General features: G+C 64.9%; 22 protein-coding genes and 1 pseudogene. 8 read left to right on the forward strand and 15 right to left on the reverse strand.

Annotation, left to right across the window (positions count from 1 at the left end):
• Positions 1-82: 82 nt before the first annotated feature.
• From CFE42_RS01280 to CFE42_RS01310, 7 genes are all read right to left on the reverse strand, one after another.
• Positions 83-1,705 carry an ABC-F family ATPase gene (locus CFE42_RS01280; protein ID WP_037043510.1) on the reverse strand — a complete coding sequence of 541 codons (1,623 nt, stop codon included), beginning with the start codon at positions 1,703-1,705 and terminating at the stop codon, positions 83-85.
• Positions 1,706-1,817: 112 nt separating this feature from the next.
• Positions 1,818-2,744: a muramoyltetrapeptide carboxypeptidase gene (gene ldcA, locus CFE42_RS01285; protein WP_004626769.1), complete on the reverse strand. Its 927-nt coding sequence runs from the start codon at positions 2,742-2,744 to the stop codon at positions 1,818-1,820.
• Positions 2,741-3,289 (reverse strand): tRNA adenosine(34) deaminase TadA, encoded by a 549-nt coding sequence (gene tadA / locus CFE42_RS01290; protein WP_004626767.1) that lies wholly within the window; start codon positions 3,287-3,289, stop codon positions 2,741-2,743. Before tadA ends, ldcA begins: the two co-directional genes overlap by 4 nt.
• A gap of 19 nt (positions 3,290-3,308) precedes the next feature.
• Positions 3,309-3,785 (reverse strand): 6-carboxytetrahydropterin synthase QueD, encoded by a 477-nt coding sequence (gene queD, locus CFE42_RS01295; RefSeq protein ID WP_004626765.1) that lies wholly within the window; start codon positions 3,783-3,785, stop codon positions 3,309-3,311.
• A 79-nt stretch (positions 3,786-3,864) separates the two neighbouring features.
• Complete coding sequence (gene queE / locus CFE42_RS01300) at positions 3,865-4,503, reverse strand: 7-carboxy-7-deazaguanine synthase (RefSeq protein WP_004626763.1); 639 nt, start codon at positions 4,501-4,503, stop codon at positions 3,865-3,867.
• Between the two features lie 121 nt (positions 4,504-4,624).
• The gene (locus tag CFE42_RS01305) at positions 4,625-4,753 is read right to left on the reverse strand and encodes a hypothetical protein (protein ID WP_259393700.1); all 129 of its coding nucleotides are present in this window, start codon (positions 4,751-4,753) and stop codon (positions 4,625-4,627) included.
• Positions 4,750-5,967: an MFS transporter gene (locus CFE42_RS01310; RefSeq protein ID WP_004626761.1), complete on the reverse strand. Its 1,218-nt coding sequence runs from the start codon at positions 5,965-5,967 to the stop codon at positions 4,750-4,752. The genes CFE42_RS01305 and CFE42_RS01310 overlap by 4 nt, the downstream gene beginning before the upstream one ends.
• A 148-nt stretch (positions 5,968-6,115) precedes the next feature.
• On the opposite strand from CFE42_RS01310, the gene CFE42_RS01315 reads away from it, so the two are divergent.
• The 4 genes from CFE42_RS01315 (at position 6,116) to CFE42_RS01330 (ending at position 9,896) form a co-directional block, all read left to right on the forward strand.
• Complete coding sequence (locus tag CFE42_RS01315) at positions 6,116-7,060, forward strand: LysR substrate-binding domain-containing protein (RefSeq protein ID WP_004626759.1); 945 nt, start codon at positions 6,116-6,118, stop codon at positions 7,058-7,060.
• A 65-nt stretch (positions 7,061-7,125) separates the two neighbouring features.
• On the forward strand, positions 7,126-7,824 hold the full coding sequence (locus CFE42_RS01320; protein ID WP_004626757.1) for a 2-hydroxychromene-2-carboxylate isomerase: 699 nt from the start codon (positions 7,126-7,128) through the stop codon (positions 7,822-7,824).
• Between the two features lie 3 nt (positions 7,825-7,827).
• The gene (locus CFE42_RS01325; protein ID WP_004626755.1) at positions 7,828-8,655 is read left to right on the forward strand and encodes an isocitrate lyase/phosphoenolpyruvate mutase family protein; all 828 of its coding nucleotides are present in this window, start codon (positions 7,828-7,830) and stop codon (positions 8,653-8,655) included.
• A gap of 77 nt (positions 8,656-8,732) precedes the next feature.
• The gene (locus CFE42_RS01330; protein ID WP_004626753.1) at positions 8,733-9,896 is read left to right on the forward strand and encodes an MFS transporter; all 1,164 of its coding nucleotides are present in this window, start codon (positions 8,733-8,735) and stop codon (positions 9,894-9,896) included.
• Here CFE42_RS01330 and CFE42_RS01335 read toward each other — a convergent pair.
• The gene (locus CFE42_RS01335) at positions 9,889-10,791 is read right to left on the reverse strand and encodes a LysR family transcriptional regulator (RefSeq protein ID WP_004626751.1); all 903 of its coding nucleotides are present in this window, start codon (positions 10,789-10,791) and stop codon (positions 9,889-9,891) included. The genes CFE42_RS01330 and CFE42_RS01335 overlap by 8 nt on opposite strands.
• A 109-nt stretch (positions 10,792-10,900) precedes the next feature.
• Here CFE42_RS01335 and CFE42_RS01340 point away from each other — a divergent pair, with 109 nt between their 5' ends.
• Both CFE42_RS01340 and CFE42_RS01345 read left to right on the forward strand, forming a co-directional pair.
• Positions 10,901-11,782: an MBL fold metallo-hydrolase gene (locus tag CFE42_RS01340; RefSeq protein WP_004626749.1), complete on the forward strand. Its 882-nt coding sequence runs from the start codon at positions 10,901-10,903 to the stop codon at positions 11,780-11,782.
• A 25-nt stretch (positions 11,783-11,807) separates the two neighbouring features.
• The gene (locus CFE42_RS01345) at positions 11,808-12,503 is read left to right on the forward strand and encodes a DsbA family protein (protein WP_004626748.1); all 696 of its coding nucleotides are present in this window, start codon (positions 11,808-11,810) and stop codon (positions 12,501-12,503) included.
• 11 nt (positions 12,504-12,514) lie between these two features.
• Here CFE42_RS01345 and thpR read toward each other — a convergent pair whose 3' ends face one another.
• The 3 genes from thpR to pcaH all read right to left on the reverse strand — a co-directional run bounded on the left by thpR (position 12,515) and on the right by pcaH (position 14,689).
• Complete coding sequence (thpR, locus tag CFE42_RS01350) at positions 12,515-13,183, reverse strand: RNA 2',3'-cyclic phosphodiesterase (protein WP_004626746.1); 669 nt, start codon at positions 13,181-13,183, stop codon at positions 12,515-12,517.
• 61 nt (positions 13,184-13,244) lie between these two features.
• Positions 13,245-13,940 carry a protocatechuate 3,4-dioxygenase subunit alpha gene (gene pcaG, locus CFE42_RS01355; RefSeq protein ID WP_004626744.1) on the reverse strand — a complete coding sequence of 232 codons (696 nt, stop codon included), beginning with the start codon at positions 13,938-13,940 and terminating at the stop codon, positions 13,245-13,247.
• Positions 13,940-14,689, reverse strand: coding sequence for a protocatechuate 3,4-dioxygenase subunit beta (gene pcaH / locus CFE42_RS01360; protein WP_004626742.1), 750 nt, complete (start codon positions 14,687-14,689; stop codon positions 13,940-13,942). The genes pcaG and pcaH overlap by 1 nt, the downstream gene beginning before the upstream one ends.
• A 93-nt stretch (positions 14,690-14,782) precedes the next feature.
• Between pcaH and pcaQ the strand changes: the two genes are divergently transcribed.
• Positions 14,783-15,727, forward strand: a complete 945-nt coding sequence (gene pcaQ, locus CFE42_RS01365; RefSeq protein ID WP_004626740.1) for a pca operon transcription factor PcaQ — start codon at positions 14,783-14,785, stop codon at positions 15,725-15,727.
• 64 nt (positions 15,728-15,791) lie between these two features.
• On the opposite strand, the gene CFE42_RS01370 is transcribed toward pcaQ, so the two are convergent.
• Together CFE42_RS01370 and CFE42_RS01375 are read right to left on the reverse strand one after the other, a co-directional pair.
• A complete protein-coding gene (locus CFE42_RS01370; RefSeq protein ID WP_004626739.1) occupies positions 15,792-16,541 on the reverse strand; it encodes a cation:dicarboxylase symporter family transporter in 750 nt (249 codons plus the stop codon).
• Positions 16,535-17,179, reverse strand: a complete 645-nt coding sequence (locus tag CFE42_RS01375; RefSeq protein WP_004626737.1) for a cation:dicarboxylase symporter family transporter — start codon at positions 17,177-17,179, stop codon at positions 16,535-16,537. The genes CFE42_RS01370 and CFE42_RS01375 overlap by 7 nt, the downstream gene beginning before the upstream one ends.
• A 22-nt stretch (positions 17,180-17,201) precedes the next feature.
• Here CFE42_RS01375 and CFE42_RS01380 point away from each other — a divergent pair.
• Positions 17,202-17,555: pseudogene (locus CFE42_RS01380) on the forward strand (altronate dehydratase); the annotation flags it as partial.
• A gap of 19 nt (positions 17,556-17,574) precedes the next feature.
• Here CFE42_RS01380 and CFE42_RS01385 read toward each other — a convergent pair.
• Together CFE42_RS01385 and CFE42_RS01390 are read right to left on the reverse strand one after the other, a co-directional pair.
• The gene (locus CFE42_RS01385; RefSeq protein WP_004626733.1) at positions 17,575-18,348 is read right to left on the reverse strand and encodes a DUF2182 domain-containing protein; all 774 of its coding nucleotides are present in this window, start codon (positions 18,346-18,348) and stop codon (positions 17,575-17,577) included.
• Entirely contained in the window at positions 18,323-19,093 is a 771-nt protein-coding gene (locus CFE42_RS01390) for a DUF899 domain-containing protein (protein WP_004626731.1), read from the reverse strand. Before CFE42_RS01390 ends, CFE42_RS01385 begins: the two co-directional genes overlap by 26 nt.
• Positions 19,094-19,099: the final 6 nt, after the last annotated feature.

Consider the following 19,099-nt stretch of genomic DNA (forward strand, 5'->3'; position numbering starts at 1 on the left):
CATGTTCGCCTCGCGGGGACGCCCGGAAAAAAAAAAGAGGCCGCACATCGGCGGCCCTTTGGCTACGGCAAAAGATCGGGGGTCAGACTTCGACGCCCTGGCTCTGCAGGTATTCGTCGTAGGTGCCGAGGTAGTCGGTGAGCGTGCCGTCCGGGCGCACTTCGATCACGCGCGTGGCCAGGGCACTGATCAACTCGCGATCATGCGACACGAAGATCAGCGTGCCTTCGAACTTGTCGAGCGCGATCTGCAGCGACTCGATGGACTCCATGTCCATGTGGTTGGTCGGCTCGTCCAGCGCCAGCACGTTGTGGCGGCCGAGCATGAGCTTGCCCCAGATCATGCGGCCCTTCTCGCCACCGGAGAGCACCTTCACACTCTTCTTGATGTCGTCGGCCGAGAACAACAGGCGGCCCATGGTGCCGCGCAGCGATTGGTCATCATCGCCGGCTTGCGTCCACTGGCTCATCCAGTCCATCAGGTCGCGGTCTTCGGGGAATTCTTCGTAGGTGTCCTGGGGCATGTAGCCGACATTGGCGTTCTCGGCCCACTTGACGGTGCCACCGTCGATCTCGATGCCGCGCTGCACGCCGGTCTTCACGGCGCCGTTCAGCAGGCAACGCAGCAACGTGGTCTTGCCTGCGCCGTTCTCACCGATGATGGCGATGCGCTCGCCCGCACGCACGGCCATCGTCAGGCCATCGAAGATCTTGCGATCGTACGTCTTGCGCGCGTTCTCGGTTTCCACTGCCAGGTTGTGCAGCTTCTTCTCCATCTCGAAGCGGACAAACGGGTTCTGGCGCGACGACGGCTTGATGTCTTCCACCTTGATCTTGTCGATCATCTTCAGGCGCGACGTAGCCTGGCGCGCCTTGGACTTGTTGGCCGAGAAGCGGCGCACGAAGTCCTGCAGGTCGGAGATGCGCTCCTTGGCGCGGGCGTTGGCGGCCTGCAGGCGCTCGCGCGCCTGCAGGGAGGCTTCCATGTAGTCGTCGTAGTTGCCCGGGTAGACCTTCAGCGTGCCGTAATCCATGTCGGCCATGTGCGTGCAGACCGAGTTCAGGAAGTGGCGATCGTGGGAAATGATGATCATGGTGGAGTTGCGCTCGTTGAGCACCGATTCCAGCCAGCGGATCGTGTTGATGTCGAGGTTGTTGGTCGGCTCGTCCAGCAGCAGCACGTCCGGGTTCGAGAACAGCGCCTGCGCCAGCAGCACGCGCAGCTTCCAGCCGGGCGCAACGTTGCTCATCGTGCCGTTGTGCTGGTCGGTCGGAATGCCCACGCCCATCAGCAGTTCACCCGCGCGCGCTTCCGCCGTGTAGCCGTCGTATTCGGCGTACTTGGCCTCCAGGTCGGCGGCCTTCATGTAGTCGTCGTCAGTGGCTTCCGGGTTCGCGTAGATGGCATCGCGCTCCTGCGCGGCGGCCCACATTTCGGTGTGGCCCATCATCACCACGTCCAGCACGCGCATGTCTTCGTAGGCGAACTGGTCCTGACGCAGCTTGCCCAGGCGCACGCCCGGTTCCAGCATCACGTTGCCTGCGCTCGGCTCCAGATCGCCGCCCAGGATTTTCATGAAGGTCGACTTGCCGCAACCGTTGGCGCCGATCAGGCCATAGCGATTGCCCTCGCCAAACTTGACCGAGATGTTCTCGAACAAGGGCTTGGGCCCGAACTGCATGGTGATGTTGGCGGTGGAAAGCACGTGGAAACCTTGATTTGAAAAGCGGTGATCTGGCGCGGCAAGCACTTGACCGGACGCCATTTGGAGAACCTGAGATTTTACCACCCGGACGTGACCCGGATGGCCGGAAGACTTATGCCTTCAGTGTCGGGTATCCCGACAAGTGCAGCGTAAAGCCCGTGGCGTCCACATCCAGCTCGGCTTGTGCGCCAATCGGCAGCGTCGCCTTGGTCGGGCAATGGCCGAACGGCAAGCCTGTGACGACCGGAATCGACAGGCGTTCGGCCAGGTAATCGCGCATGGCGTCGAAATCGTAGCCGGCGTCGTACGGCGTGGTGCGATATCCGGAGAAATCGCCAAACAACAGCGCCTGCTGCGCATCGAGCACGCCAGCCTGCTGCAATTGCAGCAGCATGCGTTCAACGCGGTACGGATGCTCGTTGATGTCCTCAACAAACAGGATGCCGTCGCGGATATCCGGCAGATACGACGTGCCAATCAGGCTGCACAGCATGGCCAGATTGCCGCCCCATAGCGTGCCGGCGTAGCGGCCCGGCCGTGCGCAGCCAGTCGCTTGCGGACCATCCACGCGCAACGCATAGGTCGGGTTTCGCAAGATGCCCCAGAAGTGCTCGACCATGAACGGGTCGACCGTCTCCAGCCCGAAGTCCGAACACACATGCGGGCCGGAAAACGTCACGCCGCCGGTGGCCGCCAGGTACGCCAGCGAAAACACGGTGAAATCGCTGTGACCGACGATGATGGCGTCGGTCGCCTGCGCGCGGCGGCCGATGTCGATGAAGTCGATATGGTCCAGCAAGCGCGTCAGGCCATACCCCCCACGAATGGCCATGGCGATTTCCTGGCCACCGCCCGTACCGATCTGGTTTAGGTCTGCCAGCCGCGCAAGTTCACCGCCGGCAAAACGCTGATGCTGCCGGCTCAGGCACTCGCGGTTGACGACCGTGCAGCCCTGCGCTTCCAGTGCCGCCACGCCGCGCTCGGCGATGGCCGCATCGTTCGGATAACCGGAAGGCGCAATCAGGCGGACAGTGGTCATGTGGCGGATTCGTCGGATTCAGTGGCGGCCAGGCGTGCGGCCTTCTGGGTTGCGCGGCGCTCGGCGAAGAAGGCGCGCAGCATGTCGCCGCACTCCTGCGCGAGCACGCTGCCGGTGATGGCGGTCTGATGGTTCAGCCGCGTTTCTGCAAACAGGTCGAGGATGCTGCCCGCGGCGCCCGTCTTGGGATCGGGCGCGCCGTAGACGACGCGCGCCACGCGGGCATGCAGCATGGCGCCGGCGCACATCACGCAAGGCTCCAGGGTCACGAAGACTTCGCAGTCGGGCAGGCGGTAGTTGCCGAGCTTCTCGGCGGCCTGGCGCAGGGCGCGCATCTCGGCATGCGCAGATGGGTCATGCGTGCCGATCGGGGCGTTGTAGCCCACCCCGACGATCTCGTTGCCGCGCACGACGACGGCGCCCACCGGCACCTCGCCCTGCCCCCACGCGAACTTGGCCTGCACGAGCGCCTGCTGCATCCAGTAACCGTCGCGCTCATGGGCGGACATATCGGCAGGCGGGATGAGGACGTGCGGTGTGGTCATGCGATCCGGCGCTGTCGCATCAATCCTGTTCGTGCGGGCGCGCGAGCTTCACGTCGGCCCAGCAATTCGGGGTTTCGTACAGCACGAGCTTGGACAGGCGCAGATGGTGCCCGAACGCGTTGCGGAACACCGGCTCGAGAATATCGAACGCGACCTGCGCGAGGTTCTCGACGGTGGGCACATCGTTCAGCACGACGGTCTTGTGACCGCCTTCCATGTCGTTCAGGAATTCAACCAGCTTGGTATCGCCGCGATAGACGAGGAAGGCGTGATCCCAAAGGTCGACAAGATGCTTGTTGGCGAGCTGCTTGACGTCGCCAAAGTCGAGGATCATCCCGTCGTCGGCAGCCTTGTCGTTGTGCAGGACTTCGCCGGTGAGCGTGAGTTCGAGCTGATAGCGATGCCCGTGCAGGTTGCGGCACTGGCCGGCATGGCCCGGGATGCGGTGGCCGGCGTCGAATTCGAGCCGGCGCGTAATGGAAACGGTCTTGGTCATGGAGCAAGGGTGGCGGCAGCAGACGCCGCGAAACGGCTGGAACCGGCAGAAAACCGGGGACAAAGTGCTGCGGCCCGCCTTAGCGGATGCCCAGCATCTTATGGGTTTGCAGCGACAGGCGCCAGCGCGGACGGCGCTGGCACAGCTCAACGGCTGCCGCCGTATTCTGCCGGGCAAGCGGGCCATCCATGGCCTGCAGGAAGAAATGCTGGAAATCCAGCCGTTCGTATGCGTCGAGGTCCTGCCCGTCTTGCGGGATCACCACCTTCAGCTCGTCGCCGCGTGTGACGACGAGTTCGGAGCCCATCTTGGGGCTCACACACACCCAGTCGATACCTTCCGGCATGGCGATGGTGCCGTTGGTCTCGATGGCGATTTCGAAGCCGCGTGCGTGCAGCGCGTCGATCAGCGGCTTGTCGAGTTGCAACAGCGGCTCGCCGCCGGTGCAGATGACGAGCGGCTTGCCGCCGGTGGCGTTGGCCGGCCATTCGGCGGCAACGGTATCGGCGAGTGCCTCGGCGGTGGTGTATTTGCCGCCTTGCGTGCCGTCCGTGCCGACGAAGTCGGTGTCACAGAACTGGCAGACGGCGGTGGCGCGATCGGCTTCGCGCCCACTCCAGAGATTGCAGCCGGCAAAGCGGCAGAAGACAGCTGCGCGGCCGGTGTTGGCACCCTCGCCTTGCAGCGTGTAGAAAATTTCCTTGACGGCGTAAGTCATGTCTGAACGGTGGCATTCACAGGAGAACGACGCAGAAGCGACGTATTTCCCGCGCAAACCGTACCAGTGCCCACTAGTGATTAACCCAATATTGTTTCACAAATCGAGCTAGTGCGTCGCCCTATCCGCAGAAGGACGCCAGCGTCACAAAGGAAAGTGCGCCTTCCGGGGTCAGCCACGCCGCAAAGATCAGGGCGGCGCCGGCCGCTGCCAGCGCCCAAGCCATCCATGTTTTGAACTGTGCGTTCACGCGGGTTGCGCCACCGGCGTACGCACGAGTTGGCGATCGTCGATCGGCCAGTGCAGCAGCGCGGCCACCACGCCGAGCGCCATGGCGCCAACCCAGATCGCGTCGTAGGAATGCAGGTGGTCGTACACCACGCCGCCCAGCCACACGCCCAGGAACGCGCCGATCTGGTGACCAAGAAATACGAAGCCGAACAGCGTGCCGATGTAGCGCACCCCAAACACCTGCGACAGCAGCCCGTTCGTCAGCGGCACCGTCCCCAGCCACAGCAGGCCCATCACGATGGCAAACGCATACAGCGTTGCGGGCGACAGCGGGAGCAGGATAAACAGCGCAATCGCCGCCGTGCGAATCAGGTACAGCAACGACAGCAGATACTTGCGCCGGAACAGCCCGCCCAGCGCGCCGCAGTAATACGTGCCGACGATGTTGGCGGCCGCAATCAGTGCCAGCGCGACCATGCCGTGGCGGCCGGTGAGCCCCTTGTCGAGCAGATACGCCGGCATGTGCGCACCGATAAAGGCGAGCTGGAATCCGCACGTCAGGAACCCGAGATTCAGCAGCCAAAAACCGCGGTGGGCAAAGGCCTCGCGGATGGCCGAACCCATGCTTTGCTGCGCCTGCTGCGCGGCGGCAGCCGATGTTCTCTCGCGCAGCGGCGCGGTCAGCGGCAAGAAGATCGCCATGACCACCGCCATGACGACCAGCGCCGTCACCCAGCCGACCGTACTCAGCAAGCCCTGCGCCGTCGGCACCATCACGAACTGGCCGACACCGCCCACCGCGCCCGCCACGCCCAGCGCCCAGCTGCGCCGCTCGGGCGGCGTCAATCGGCTGATCGCGCCATACACGACGCCGAACGACGTGCCTGACAGCCCGAGCCCGATCAGCCCGCCCGCCGACAGCGTGAAGCCCAGCGGCGTGCCAGCATGGGCCATCAGCAGCAACCCAAGCGCATAGACCACGATGCCGGCAACGACCACCTTGGCCGCGCCGTAACGGTCGGCCAGCATGCCCGCAAATGGCTGTGCTGCGCCCCAGATGAGGTTTTGTAACGCAATCGCCAGTCCGAACGTTTCGCGTGTCCAGCCACGGCCCATCGTGACGGGCACGAGGAATAGGCCTTGCACGTGCCGAATGCCCAGCGCCACGCCGATCACCGCCCCGCCGGCCAATACCGGCAACCAGGGCGATTGCCTGAAAGATTTCGATGTCATGAGCGTTTTTCTCCGGTGTGACTGACATTCCAGCTTCGCAAGCGTACCGAATGCGCGTTGGGCTGGAATGTCGCCTGATGGCTTATTAAACTTCGCCCTACCCGGCTTCTCAATTGATCTTTGAGAACGCCTTGCATGAGGAAAACGCATGTTGACTCCCCTGGTTCGGTTGGCCTCCCTGGACTTGTTGCGCGGCTTCGTGGCGGTAGGCCGGCGCATGAGCATCACGCTCGCGGCCGATGATCTGTGTCTGACGCAATCCGCCGTAAGCCGCCAGGTGTCGGCGCTCGAAGAGGCGCTGGGCGTGAAACTGCTGGTGCGCGGGCACCGCTCGATCGCGTTCACGCCCGAGGGAGAACGCCTGTTCCGCAGCGCTGACAGCGCCGTGCAGCAGTTGCAGGACGCCATCGGGGCCATCCGCGTGGCGGCCGAACGCCGGCCAGTCACGATCACGGCCAGCATCGGCGTCACCGGCTTGTGGCTGCTGCCGCGCCTGGCGCGCTTCCAGCTGCAGTACCCCGACATCGACGTGCGCGTGGCCACCAACAACCGCCTCGTCGACCTGAAGAACGAGGGCATCGAGCTTGCCATCCGGTATTGCCCACCGAGCGATGCACCGCCCGGTGCAATCCGGCTGTTTGGGGAAACCGTTGCGCCGGTCGCGCATCCGTCGCTGGGGCTGCGCTCGCTGGATTCCGCCGAGGCGCTTGCCGGCCTGACGCTGCTCGACTTTGACGACCGCGACCTGCGCCGCCCCTGGCTCCAATGGACCGACTGGCTGGCCGCCGCCGGATGGAGCCACGCCAAGCCGCGCACCGTGCTGCGTTTCAACCAACACGACCAGATCATCCATGCAGCGGTGGCCGGCCAGGGCATCGCGCTGGGCCGTCTGGAGTTGATCTCGCCGCTGCTGGCCGACGGCCGTCTTGTCACCGTACCGACCATCGCCCCTGGCGTGCGCAATACGCATGCGTACTGGTTGATCCAATCCGAGCCGAACCCGCGCCGCGACGTGCGCGATGTGGCTGCCTGGATCTGTTCGGAAGCCGCAACGCAGGCTACGCATGCGTCCGGTGCATCCGAACTTGCATGAAAGGCGTTTGAGCCCACCGGGTAGTCCACGTGTAATGCCGCCAACGACACCCCGTTGGAGGCCGCATGGACACCCTCGCCCGACCGCAGACAGCCCCCCGGCCTGCCGCATACAACGCCACGTGGGAAGCGCTCGTCCCCGCGCCCACCGTCGAGTTCTGGTTCGACTTCGCGAGCAATTACAGCTACCCGAGTGTGATGCGCATCGAGGCCGCCGCGGTGCAACACGGTGTGCGCGTGGTGTGGAAGCCGTTCCTGCTCGGGCCGATCTTCCAGTCGCTCGGCTGGGCCAGTTCGCCGTTTGTGCTGCAACGGGCCAAAGGGCACTACGTCTGGCAAGACATGGCGCGCGAATGCACCAAGCACGGTTTGCCGTGGACGCAGCCGAGCACGTTTCCGCGCGCCTCCGTCCTCCCGCTGCGTGTGGCGCTGCTCGGTGCAGACGCGCCGTGGGTCGGCGCCTTCTGTCAGCGGATCATGCTGCGCAATTTCGCGCAGGACCGCGACATCCACACGCCTGACGCCGTGGCAGAAGAACTGACGGCGCTCGGCTTGCCGGTCGACGCCATCCTCGCTCAGGCACAGTCCGACGCAAGCAGGCTAGGCCTGCGCGAGCAAACGCACGCCGCGCAGATTCGTGGCATCTTTGGCGCTCCCACGTTCTTTGTCGGCGACGCGATGTTCTGGGGCAACGACCGCCTGGACGATGCGCTCGCCTGCGCCGTAGCATTGCAGTCCAATCCTGGTTCATATCACAGCGGATAACCCATGCCGACCCAGATCGAAAAAGCTCGTGCCTTCCGCGTACTGCACGAACGCAGCGGCACCTTCGTGATCCCCAACCCGTGGGACCCGGGATCGGCTCGGCTATTGGCATCACTCGGCTTCGAAGCATTGACCAGCACCAGCGCGGGCTTCGCGTTCTCGCGCGGGCTGCCTGACTATGGCGTTGCCCGCGACACCATCCTCGCGCACGTGGCCGATCTGGCGGCCGCCACGGACGTGCCCATGGCTGCCGACCTGGAAAACGGCTTTGGCGATGGGCCGGAAACGGTGGCCGAGACGATCCGCCTGGCATGCGCCACCGGCATCGTCGGCGGCTCGATTGAAGATGCAACGGGCCGCGCAGATGCGCCCATCTATTCCCTGGAAGCTTCGGTCGACCGTGTGCGCGCGGCGGTGGAGGCTGCGCGGTCGCTGCCGTTTCCGTTCACGCTCACCGCACGTGCCGAGAACCACCTGCACGGCCGCAACGACCTGGCCGACACGATCCGCCGCCTGCAGGCTTTTCAGGACGCCGGCGCCGACGTGCTGTACGCCCCCGGCCTGAAAACGCGCGACGAGATCGCCACCGTGCTGCGCGAGATCAACCGCCCGCTCAACGTGCTGATGGGCTTCGCCGACGGCAACCTGAGCGTGGCAGAACTGACGGAATTGGGCGTCAAGCGCATCAGCGTGGGCGCCACGCTGGCACGCGTGGCCATGGGTGCGTTCCAGCGTGCAGCGGAAGAACTGCGCACCGCCGGGACGTTCAACTTTGCGCGCGATGCCGCCAGCGGAGCCAAGCTCAACGGCCTCTTTGCGCCGTTCGCCTGACGCTTGCCGCCGGGCAATCGCAACCAATCTTGGCATCCCCTCCAACCGACACCAAGCCGCCCGGCGGCCTGCGCCAGATGCCCGCCGGCATCTGGGTGCTCGGCTGCGTCAGCCTGCTGATGGACATCGCTTCCGAGATGATCCACAGCCTGCTGCCGTTGTTCATGGTGTCGGTGCTGGGCGCCAGTGCGCTGTCAGTCGGGTTGATCGAGGGCCTGGGCGAATCGACTGCGCTCATCGTCAAGATCTTCTCCGGCACGCTGAGCGACTACCTTGGCAAGCGCAAGGGCCTGGCGGTGTTCGGCTATGCGCTGGGCGCGCTGTCCAAACCTCTGTTCGCCATCGCGTCCACGGCCGGCATTGTGCTGACAGCGCGCCTGCTCGACCGCGTCGGCAAGGGCATCCGCGGGGCGCCGCGTGATGCGCTGGTCGCCGACATTGCACCGCCTGCGCTGCGCGGCGCGGCTTTCGGGCTGCGGCAGTCGCTCGATACCGTGGGTGCGTTTCTGGGGCCGCTCCTGGCCGTCGGGCTGATGCTGCTCTGGGCCAATGACTTTCGTGCCGTGTTCTGGGTGGCCGTCGTGCCGGGGCTGCTCTCTGTTGCGCTGCTGATGTTCGGCCTGCGCGAGCCGCAAACCCACAACGGCGCCCACCGCACCAACCCGATCCGCCGCGACAACCTGCAGCGGTTGAACAGCGCGTACTGGTGGGTGGTGATGATCGGCGCGGTCTTCACGCTCGCACGGTTTTCCGAAGCGTTCCTGGTCCTGCGGGCACAGCAAGGCGGCATTCCAGTCGCGCTGGTGCCGCTGGTCATGGTGGCGATGAACGTCGTCTATGCACTCGCGGCATATCCGTTCGGCAAGCTCTCAGACCGCATGAGCCACACGAAGCTGCTCGCGCTTGGGCTGGTGGTGCTGATTGCCGCCGATGTGGTGCTTGGCCTGTCCGCTCACTGGAGCGTGGTCATCGCAGGCGTGGCGCTGTGGGGCGTGCACATGGGCATCACGCAGGGCTTGCTGGCAACCATGGTCGCCGACACCGCACCGGCCGACTTGCGCGGCACCGCTTACGGCATGTTCAACCTGGTGAGCGGACTGGCGATGTTGGCCGCCAGCGTTCTGGCGGGCTTGTTGTGGGACAAGCTCGGCGCAGCCGCAACGTTCCACGCGGGGGTGGTGTTCTGCGTGCTGGCGCTTGGCATGTTGGCCATGCGAGGGAAGGCTTCCGGGATCACGTAACGTTCGGCTGCACCCTAAACCAGTCCACCAGAAAATCCAGCATGGCCCGCAGCGCCGACGGCATCTGCCTGCGCGAGCTGTACACGCCGTGAATGCCCAGCGCCTGCGGCACGTAGTCAGGCAACAAACGCACGAGTTGCCCGCTGGCGATCAGCGGCGCGGCAGCAAACACCGGCTGCAACGCAATCCCCGCGCCCTCTCGCGCCGCTGCCAGCAACACCATCGATTCATTCGCGCTGAGATTGCCGCCCACCGGCACGTCCGTCGGCGCACCCGTCTTCGCCTCGGTGAACTTCCACAGGCTTTTGCCGAAGTACGAATACGTCAGGCAGTTGTGAACGGCCAGGTCTTGTACGCGACGCGGCGTGCCATGCGCGGCCAGGTAAGACGGCGCCGCCACCACGACCGATTCGCACATGCCCAGCGGCCGCGCGATCAGGTTCGGGTCCAGATCGTTGGTGATGCGCACGGCCAGGTCGATGCGCTCCTCCACGAGGTTGATGGTGCGGTTGTCGACTACCAGATCGACCGCCGTTTGCGGATAGCGCCGCAGGTAGGCCGTCACCGCCGCGCTCAACGTCTGCTGCGCCAGGGACTGCGCGCAGGCAATGCGCAGTAGCCCGCGCGGCGTATCGGCTTCAGGGCCTTCTGACACGGCCATCTGCGAAGCGATTTCCAGCATCTGGCGGCAGCGTGCAAGCGTGGCCTCGCCGGCGGGTGTCAGGCCGATGCGGCGCGTGGTCCGATGCAGCAGCCGCGCGCCGGACCATGCCTCCATTTGTGCCAGATAACGCGTGACCATCGCGCGCGACATGTCGAGCCCTTCGGCGGCCGCACTCAGGCTGCCGCGCTCGACGATCGCCACGAACACCTCGGCTGACGTAATGCGATCCATATTTGATCGATTTGCGAAACAAATATGCGCATCTTAGGTGGTTTTTTGATCGGATCAAGCAACCTAAAGTAGCGGCTTCGCAGAAATCGCATCCGCCTGGAGAACCCCGATGTCCCTGCTCCGCACCTTGCTTGCCGCCGGCCTCGTCAGCGCCGGCCTTGTTGCCCACGCTGCCGCACCCGCGACATTACATCTCGAGGTCTACAACCCCGGCGCCAAGGGCGTCTTCCCCGTGTCGTCGGAAATCATCACCGGCGCACACGAGGCGATCCTGATCGACGCGCAATTCCAGCGCAGCGATGCAGAGGCGCTCGTGCAGAAACTCACGGCCAGCGGCAAGACGCTCACCACGGTCTACATCAGCCAGAGCGATCCGGATTATTACTTCGGGCTGGATGTCATCCGCGCGGCCTTCCCGAAAGCGAAGATCGTGGCCACACCGCAGACCGTGGCCGCCATCAAGGCTTCGATGAACGGCAAGCTCGCCTATTGGGGCCCGATCCTGAAGGACAACGCGCCCAAGACGCTCGTGCTGCCCGATGTGCTGCACGCCGACCACCTGGCGCTGGAAGGCCGCACCATCGAGATCAAGGGACTGAACGGCCCGGACGCGGCACGCACGTATCTGTGGATTCCGTCGATCAAGACCGTGGCCGGCGGCGTGGTGGTCAACAGCGGCGACCACGTTTGGGTGGCCGACACGCAGACGCACGAATCGCGCCTGGGCTGGTTGCAGACGCTGGACAACATCACAGCGCTCAAGCCGACGACCGTGGTGCCTGGTCACTTCACGGGTGCAATGCCAAAGGGGCTGGACGCGGTACGCTTTACCGCGGATTACCTGAAAACCTTCGAGGTACAGGCCGCCAAGGCGAACAACTCTGCGGAGCTGATCAAGGCGATGAAGGCGGCCTATCCAACGCTGGCCGGCGATGCATCGCTGGAGCTGAGCGCCAAGGTCATCAAGGGCGAAATGAAGTGGCCGCAGTAAGCTGGCCCGACCCAGAGGAAACAACATGACGACGTTGCATTACATCTACGACCCGCTGTGCGGTTGGTGCTATGGCGCCGCGCCGCTGGTGGAAGCCGCGCGCACGGTGCCCGGCCTCACGATCGCCTTCCACGGCGGCGGCATGCTTGCCGGCCCGAACCGCCGTACGGTCACGCCCCAATGGCGCGACTACGTGATGCCGCACGACCACCGCATTGCCGAGTTGACCGGCCAGCCCTTCGGCGAGACGTACTTTGAAGGCCTGTTGCGCGACACCACGGCGGTGATGGATTCGGAGCCGCCCATTACCGCCGTGCTTGCAGCGCAGGCGCTCGGCGGCCGCGGGCTGGACATGATCCATCGCGTCCAACGTGCGCACTACGAAGAAGGCCGGCGCATTGCCGATGTGCTGGTACTGCGCGCGCTTGCAGCGGAGATCGGCCTATCGCCCGAAGCATTCGATGCGGAATACGCGCGGCAAACCGGTGCGCTCACGCAGCAGCACATCGCGCTAAGCCGGCAGTGGCTCGATCGAGTGGGCGGACAGGGTTTTCCGACGTTTGCGCTGGAAGATGCGGATGGCCAACTGGGCATCATCGACGTTGGTCCGTGGCTCGGCAAACCGGAACCCTGGGCCGAGGCGCTGACGCAGCACATCGGCGCGCCTGCCCCGATGAACGAAGCCGATGGCCCTGTCTGCGGGCCGGACGGCTGCGCATAACAACGTGGCGCTCAGCCTTTGAGCGCCCAGCGGCCGAGTTCGTCGTAGCGCGTTTTGCCTAGCCAGCTATGGATGAGAACGAACTCGCGCACGGTCCACGTGATGGGCTCGACCGCTTTCGGCGCAAAGCCGCCGCGGTCATACAACAGCGTGATGTGCGGCTTGAAATGCCCACGCGGCACCGGCACGGCGGCATGCTGGAGCGCCTCGCCCAGCGCCGCCTGAAACGCCATCAAACCGCCCACGCCCTCATCGCCCAGCAGCACAAACGGCCGATGATCGCGCCGGCCATGGAAGCTCACCACCTGGTTGAACGTGGCATCGAATGCCGGCAACGCGAGACCGGCCGCTGCTGCACGCACACGCCCCACGACGTCGTCAGGCGGCAGATGAACGAAATCGCCCAGATGATGCAGCGTGACATGCAGGCGCTCCGTACGCAGCGCCTTGCCCTTGAAGCCCACGACGGGCCGCAATTGCTGGATCAGCCGCGCGATGCGCTCGGCGGTGTCCACGTCAGGCTTGATCGCCAGAAACAGGCGATGCGCGGGCAATTGCGGGGTGGCTTCGAATCCGGGAAGAGTGAGCTGGGTCACGGCAGGGTCGTCAAACGCCGGGCTGGCGATCCGCCCATTATCGACGCCCGCATGACGTCCCGCTGAAAGTCGTGTTGCTTGCATCAAAAACAACGCCCGGCGGTGTGAACCTGCCGGGCGTGGTCTCTTGGATGTGATGCGGCGATCAGATATCGAAGAAGACCGTCTCCGCGCCTCCATCCGGCGTGTCTTGCAGGCGCACGTCGAAGGTGTAGACCACCTCGCCGTTACGCTCGCTGCGCTGGGCAATCAGCGTCTTGCGACGCACTTCCCACTCGATGCCGTTCAGCACCGGATCCGTGCCGTTGGCTGCAGCCTCGTCGCTGAAGTACACGCGTGTGTGCAGGCCAAGGTTGATGCCGCGCGCAAACAGGATCATGCAGATGTGCGGCGCCTGCGTGGTCCCGCTGCGGCCGGCCACGGCGCCCGGCTTGATGGTGTCGAAGCGATAGACGCCCGTATCGAAATCGGCGCCGGCGCGGCCCCAGCCGCGGAATGCCGGGTCGACAGGTTTGTCCTGCCGGTCGGCCGGATGGGCGTATTTGCCGTCCGCGTTGGCTTGCCAGATCTCGATCAGCACATCGCGCACGAGCGAGCCGGAGCCATCGTAGACGCGGCCTTCCAACGCGATGCGTTCGCCGCGCGTGGCGGGCGTGGTCAGGACGCTGCCGAATTCCTTGTCGTAAATGTCGAAGCCGGCCTGGCGCGGTGCGAGGCCGATGTGCACGTACGGGCCACCCGTCTGCGATGCGGTCTCGTTGAAATGCGCGAACGGCGGCGTTGTCGTCATGGCCGTTGCCTGGGCCCGTTCGAGCGATTCACGCAGTGTGGTCGTGGTCATCACTTGGCTCCTTGCAGGGCGGGCACGGCGTTTTCGAAATGCGTGGCACGGCGGCCGCGCAGCGTGATGTCGAAGCGGTAGCAGCGGCTGTCGAGCGGCACGTGGTTGGCCGTATCATGCAGCGCGATCAGGCCGCGCACCTGCTCTTCGCTCGGGATGGTCTTGATGATGGGGCACTGCGCGATCATCGGGTCCCCCTCGAAGTACATCTGCGTGATGAGGCGCTGGGCCCAGCCATCGCCCGAGAGCGAGTAATGGATGTGCGACGGGCGCCAATCGTTGATGCGATTGCGCCACGGATACGGGCCGGGCTTGATCGTGCGATAGACGTAGTAGCCGTTGGCGTCCGTCAGCATGCGGCCGCAGCCGCCAAAGTTCGGGTCGATCGGCGCGATGTACTGGTCTTTCTTGTGGCGGTAGCGGCCGCCGGCGTTGGCCTGCCACACCTCCACCAGCGCGTTCGGCACGGGGCGGCCGAACTCGTCGCGCACGTAGCCGTGGACGATGATGCGCTCGCCGATCGGCAGGCCTTCCTTGGCGTAGTTGAGGATCAGGTCGTTGTCGAGCGCGCCCAGGTCGTCGGCATGGAACACCGGAGCGGTGGTCTCGGACAGCGTATTCAGGGTGGAGATGAGCGCGTTGCGCGGCGAGCGCAGCACGCTGGTCTTGTAGCCGGGGGTCAGTGCGGGCGGATGCTGCGCGGTGTCGCGCTGGGCGAATTCGCCGGTGCCGGAAAGCGGCAGGGTCATGGGGCGTCTCCTTATGAAATCGTGGAGAGACTGTATCGCCGACAAAAAGTGAAGTAAATTGACTTCTTATCGGAAAATAGATAACGCCAAGTTATGGAAAGTGCCTTTTCGGCTGAATTGCCGTCCCGCATCCGCTTTCGCCATCTGAGCTGCTTTGTCGCCATCGCGCAGGAGCGCAATCTGCGGCGCGCCGCCGAACGTTTGCATCTGAGCCAGCCGGCGGTATCGAAAACGTTGGGTGAACTGGAGGCGCTGGCCGGCGTGCAGCTCGTGGAGCGCGGCCGGCAAGGCGCACGGCTCACTGCGGCTGGCGAGCAATTCCTGCGGCATGCGGTCGGCGTGACGCAGGCGCTGGAATCGGCCACCGCCGCGCTGATGGGATCGACGGACGCATCCGCGCCGGTCGTGCATGTAGGCGCGCTGCCGACGGTGGCCAGCAGCCTGCTGCCCCGGGCGATTGCCCATTTGCACGCCCAGCGCCCGCATGCCGGCGTGCGGTTGCGCACCGGTACCAATGTCGAGCTGCTGACCGCGCTCAAGGCCGGCGAACTGGATTTCATCGTCGGGCGCATGGCCGAGCCGGATCGCATGCAGGGGCTGTCGTTCGAGTTGCTGTATGCCGAGCCGCTGGCGCTGGTCGTCCGGCCCGGGCATCCGCTGTTGTCGCAGCCAGGCGCGTCGGCCTCGCTGCAGGCGGTGCTGGACTACCCGCTGGTGATTGCCACGCCGGGCACGGTGCCGCGCCATCACACCGAAGCGCTGTTCCAGACGCACGGGCTGCGCTTGCCCGCGGGCGTGACGGAAACGCTTTCGGTGTCCGTCGCACGGTTGCTGGCATGCCGATCCGATGCGGTGTGGATCACCCCCGAGCGCGCTGCGGGCGACGACCTGGCGCATGGTCAACTCGCCCGTCTGGACATCGCCACGTCGGGCACCAAGGAGCCCGTCGGCCTGCTGCGCAGAAGCGCCGCCACACCCAGCGAACTGGCCAGCGCGTTCATGGAACTGCTGACCGAGCTGGCGCAGACGCCCGACTGAGCCGCCTCGCCCTCAAAAAAAAATGCCGAGCCCATGGCCGGCATTTTTTATTTCGACGCGCAGATCAGCGGTGTGCCATCTCCACGTCATCGGCAGCATCGAAGACACTGCGATCAGTCTGCCCCAGCAACTGGCTCGTGATCGTCCCGTCGGTCATCGAGCCATTGACGTTGAGCGCGGTACGGCCCATGTCGATCAGCGGTTCGATGGAGATCAGCAGGGCCACGAGCGTCACCGGAAAGCCCATCGCCGGCAGCACGATCAACGCCGCAAACGTGGCACCGCCGCCAACACCCGCCACGCCAACGGAGCTGAGCGTGACCACCGCCACCAGCGTTGCAATCCACACAGGATCGAATGGGTTGATACCCACGGTGGGCGCCACCATCACTGCCAGCATGGCGCGATACAAGCCTGCGTAGCCGTTCTGGCCAATGGTCGTGCCAAACGATGCGGCGAAGCTGGCGATCGACTCCGGCACGCCGATGCGCCGCGTCTGCGCCTCGATGCTCAGCGGAATGGTCGCTGCACTCGACCGGCTCGTGAACGCGAACGACAGCGCCGGCCAGACCTTGCGGAAGAAGCGAAGCGGATTGATGCCGTTGAGCGTCAGCAGCACGGCATGCACGCCAAACATGATCGCCAGGCCCAGGTAAGACGCCACCACGAAACCGCCGAGCTTGATGATGTCCTGCACGTTGGACACGGCCACCACGTTCGTCATGAGCGCGAGCACGCCGTAAGGCGTCAGGCGAATGACGAGCCGCACGAGCTTCATCACCCAGCCCTGCGCGGTATCGATGGCGGTCAGCACGCGCTCGCCTTCACCGCATCATCCTTGAGCAGGTTCAACGCAGCCACGCCCTGGAACGCCGCGAAGATCACCACGCCGATGATGGACGTCGGCTTGGCGCCGGTCAGCTCGGCAAACGGGTTCTTCGGAATGAAGGACTGCACCAGCTGCGGCACCGACAGGTCGGCCACCTTGCCGACATAGTTGTCCTGGATGGCGGTCAGCCGAGCGGTTTCCTTCGCGCCCTGCACCAGCCCTTGCGCCGTCAGGCCAAACAGGTGGGTGACGAACACGCCGACCAGCGCGGAGATCAGCGTCGTAAGCAGCAGCGTGCCGATCGTCAGCACGCTGATCTTGCCGAGCGACGCCGTGCTGTTGAGCCTGGCCACCGAATTCAGCACTGACACCAGCACGAGCGGCATGACGATCATCTGCAGTAACTGGATATAGCCGCCGCCAACGATGCCGAACCACGAGATCGACAGCTTGAGCGTCGCGCTGTCGTCGCCATAGATCAGATGCAGCGCCAGTCCGAACAGGATGCCCAGCATCATGCCCAGCAGCACACGTTTGGCCAGACTCCAGCTCGCGTTCACGCGGCCCAGAGCGATCAGGATGACGACGAACGTCGCGATATTGAGTAAGAGCGGAAGGTTCATGTTGCTTTGGTGTCGCACGCAGCGATCGAAAATCGTCTTCATGGACACACCAGGCTACGACCCCGTGTCGGCTACCGGCCAGGTCGCCGGCGGTGCCAACCTGATCTGCTTCACAACGGGCCGGGGGTCCACCTACGGCTGCAAGCCGGTGCGCTCCTTGAAGCTCGCCACCAACAGCGCGCTTTTCCGGCACATGGAGCTGGACATGGACTTCGATTGCGGCGGCATCGTCGATGGCCGCCTCAGCATTGCGCAAGCCGGCCAGACGCTGTTTCAGCTGATGCTGGCCACCGCCTCGGGCGATCGCACCAAGAGCGAACTCAACGGTCTGGGCGACAACGAGTTCGTGCCGTGGCAACTTGGCGGCGTCATGTAAGGCGTGTACTCGGCACGCCTCAGGGCAACGCGGCACGCAGCATCAAGAGCAATCCTGCCCCGATGGCAGCGACGCCAATGCAGCGGGCCATACGCTGTCCTGCGGGAACGAGGCGCTCCAGCGCAATTGCCGCTGACACGGCCGCCATTGCGCGCAGATCCATGACGCCGATCATGAGCAGGATCGCCGTCAGGCACGCGCACGACGCGGCGCAGCGCAGGCCGAGGCGCAAGCCAAATTGCCATGCAGTGTGCCCGGGCGCTGGCACTGCGCGGCACCATGCAAGCTGGCGCGCCTTCCATGCGCTGAACTGCAGAGCGCCCGCCGCAAGAACCACCGCGCTGCTGGCAACTGGCGCCACCCGTGCCAGCACGGGCCACGTCATTTCAAGCTTCGCCAACGCCGCACCCAGCCCAAAGACCATCACGCCGATCAGGGCCCACACCGCGAAGTACCCGGCGCCTGCCAACGCCGTCAGCGCATCAACGTTCGGCTTGCCTGCCAGATGAAGCGCCACGCGATACTGCTGCAGCATCGGCAGCAATGACGGCAGCATCATCGCCGCCATCATCACCGTCCACATGCAAATGAAGGACGCAGCAAAGCTCCGCCACGTCTGACCGCACATCGGCATCCAGGCCATCGGCATCTCGCTCATGGCGGGCATCGCGTTGCACCACGCCACTGTCGCCGTCGTGCTGGCGACGAACAGCAGCGCCGAGACGGCAAGGAAGCCGCGCTCGGACACCCCATGCTCGCGTGGCAGCTCAACGTTGCTGAGCGTATTCGTCATGGCGACGCCACCAGACACCGGTTTCGTTGCGGCCCAGCGGCGCGCGGTCCAGCCACTGGTATGCGCCCCACAAGCCGTCGAGCCCGCGCGCGTACGTGGAATACGTGTGATACACGACGCCGTCTTCCAGCACGAACGCACTCATGCCGGGCCGGTCGCGCACGTAGGTGGGCGCATCGGTGCCGCACATGCTGGCGAACTGCTGCACGGGTTCGGGCAAGTCGGATGCATCCATCACGTGGCTGCCGCGCACGTAGTTGTAGTCGGCGCTGCCGGCGCGCTGTTGCTCTTCCGAGATCGAGACGTTGAAATCGTAGTTGAAATCGCTACCCACCGATGATGCCCACGGAAAGCCCCAGCCCATCCGCTCGCGATACTCGATCAACTTGGCCAGCGGCCCGCGCGACACCGCCAGCAGGGTGACGTCGTGGTTCGCCAGATGCGTGACAAAGCCGTCAAAGCCGTCAGCGATCATCGAGCACGATGGGCAGCCCGCCTTGTAGTCCGGCCCGAACATGAAGTGATAGACCAGCAGTTGCGAACGTCCGCCAAACAGATCGGCAAGCGTCGCGCTGCCATTCTCGGTTTCAAAGCGGTAGCTTTTGTCGATGCGCACCCACGGCAGTGCCTGCCTGCGGCGCGCGAGTTCGTCGCTACGGCGCGTGAGTTCCTTCTCGGCCTTGAGCAGTTCAATGCGCTCTGCCAGCCAGGTTGCGCGGGTTGCTGTGGGGTGTGTTGCACTCATGCTTGC

It is taken from the genome of Ralstonia sp. PBBBR1, from assembly GCF_002256165.1.
Lineage (GTDB): Bacteria > Pseudomonadota > Gammaproteobacteria > Burkholderiales > Burkholderiaceae > Ralstonia > Ralstonia thomasii.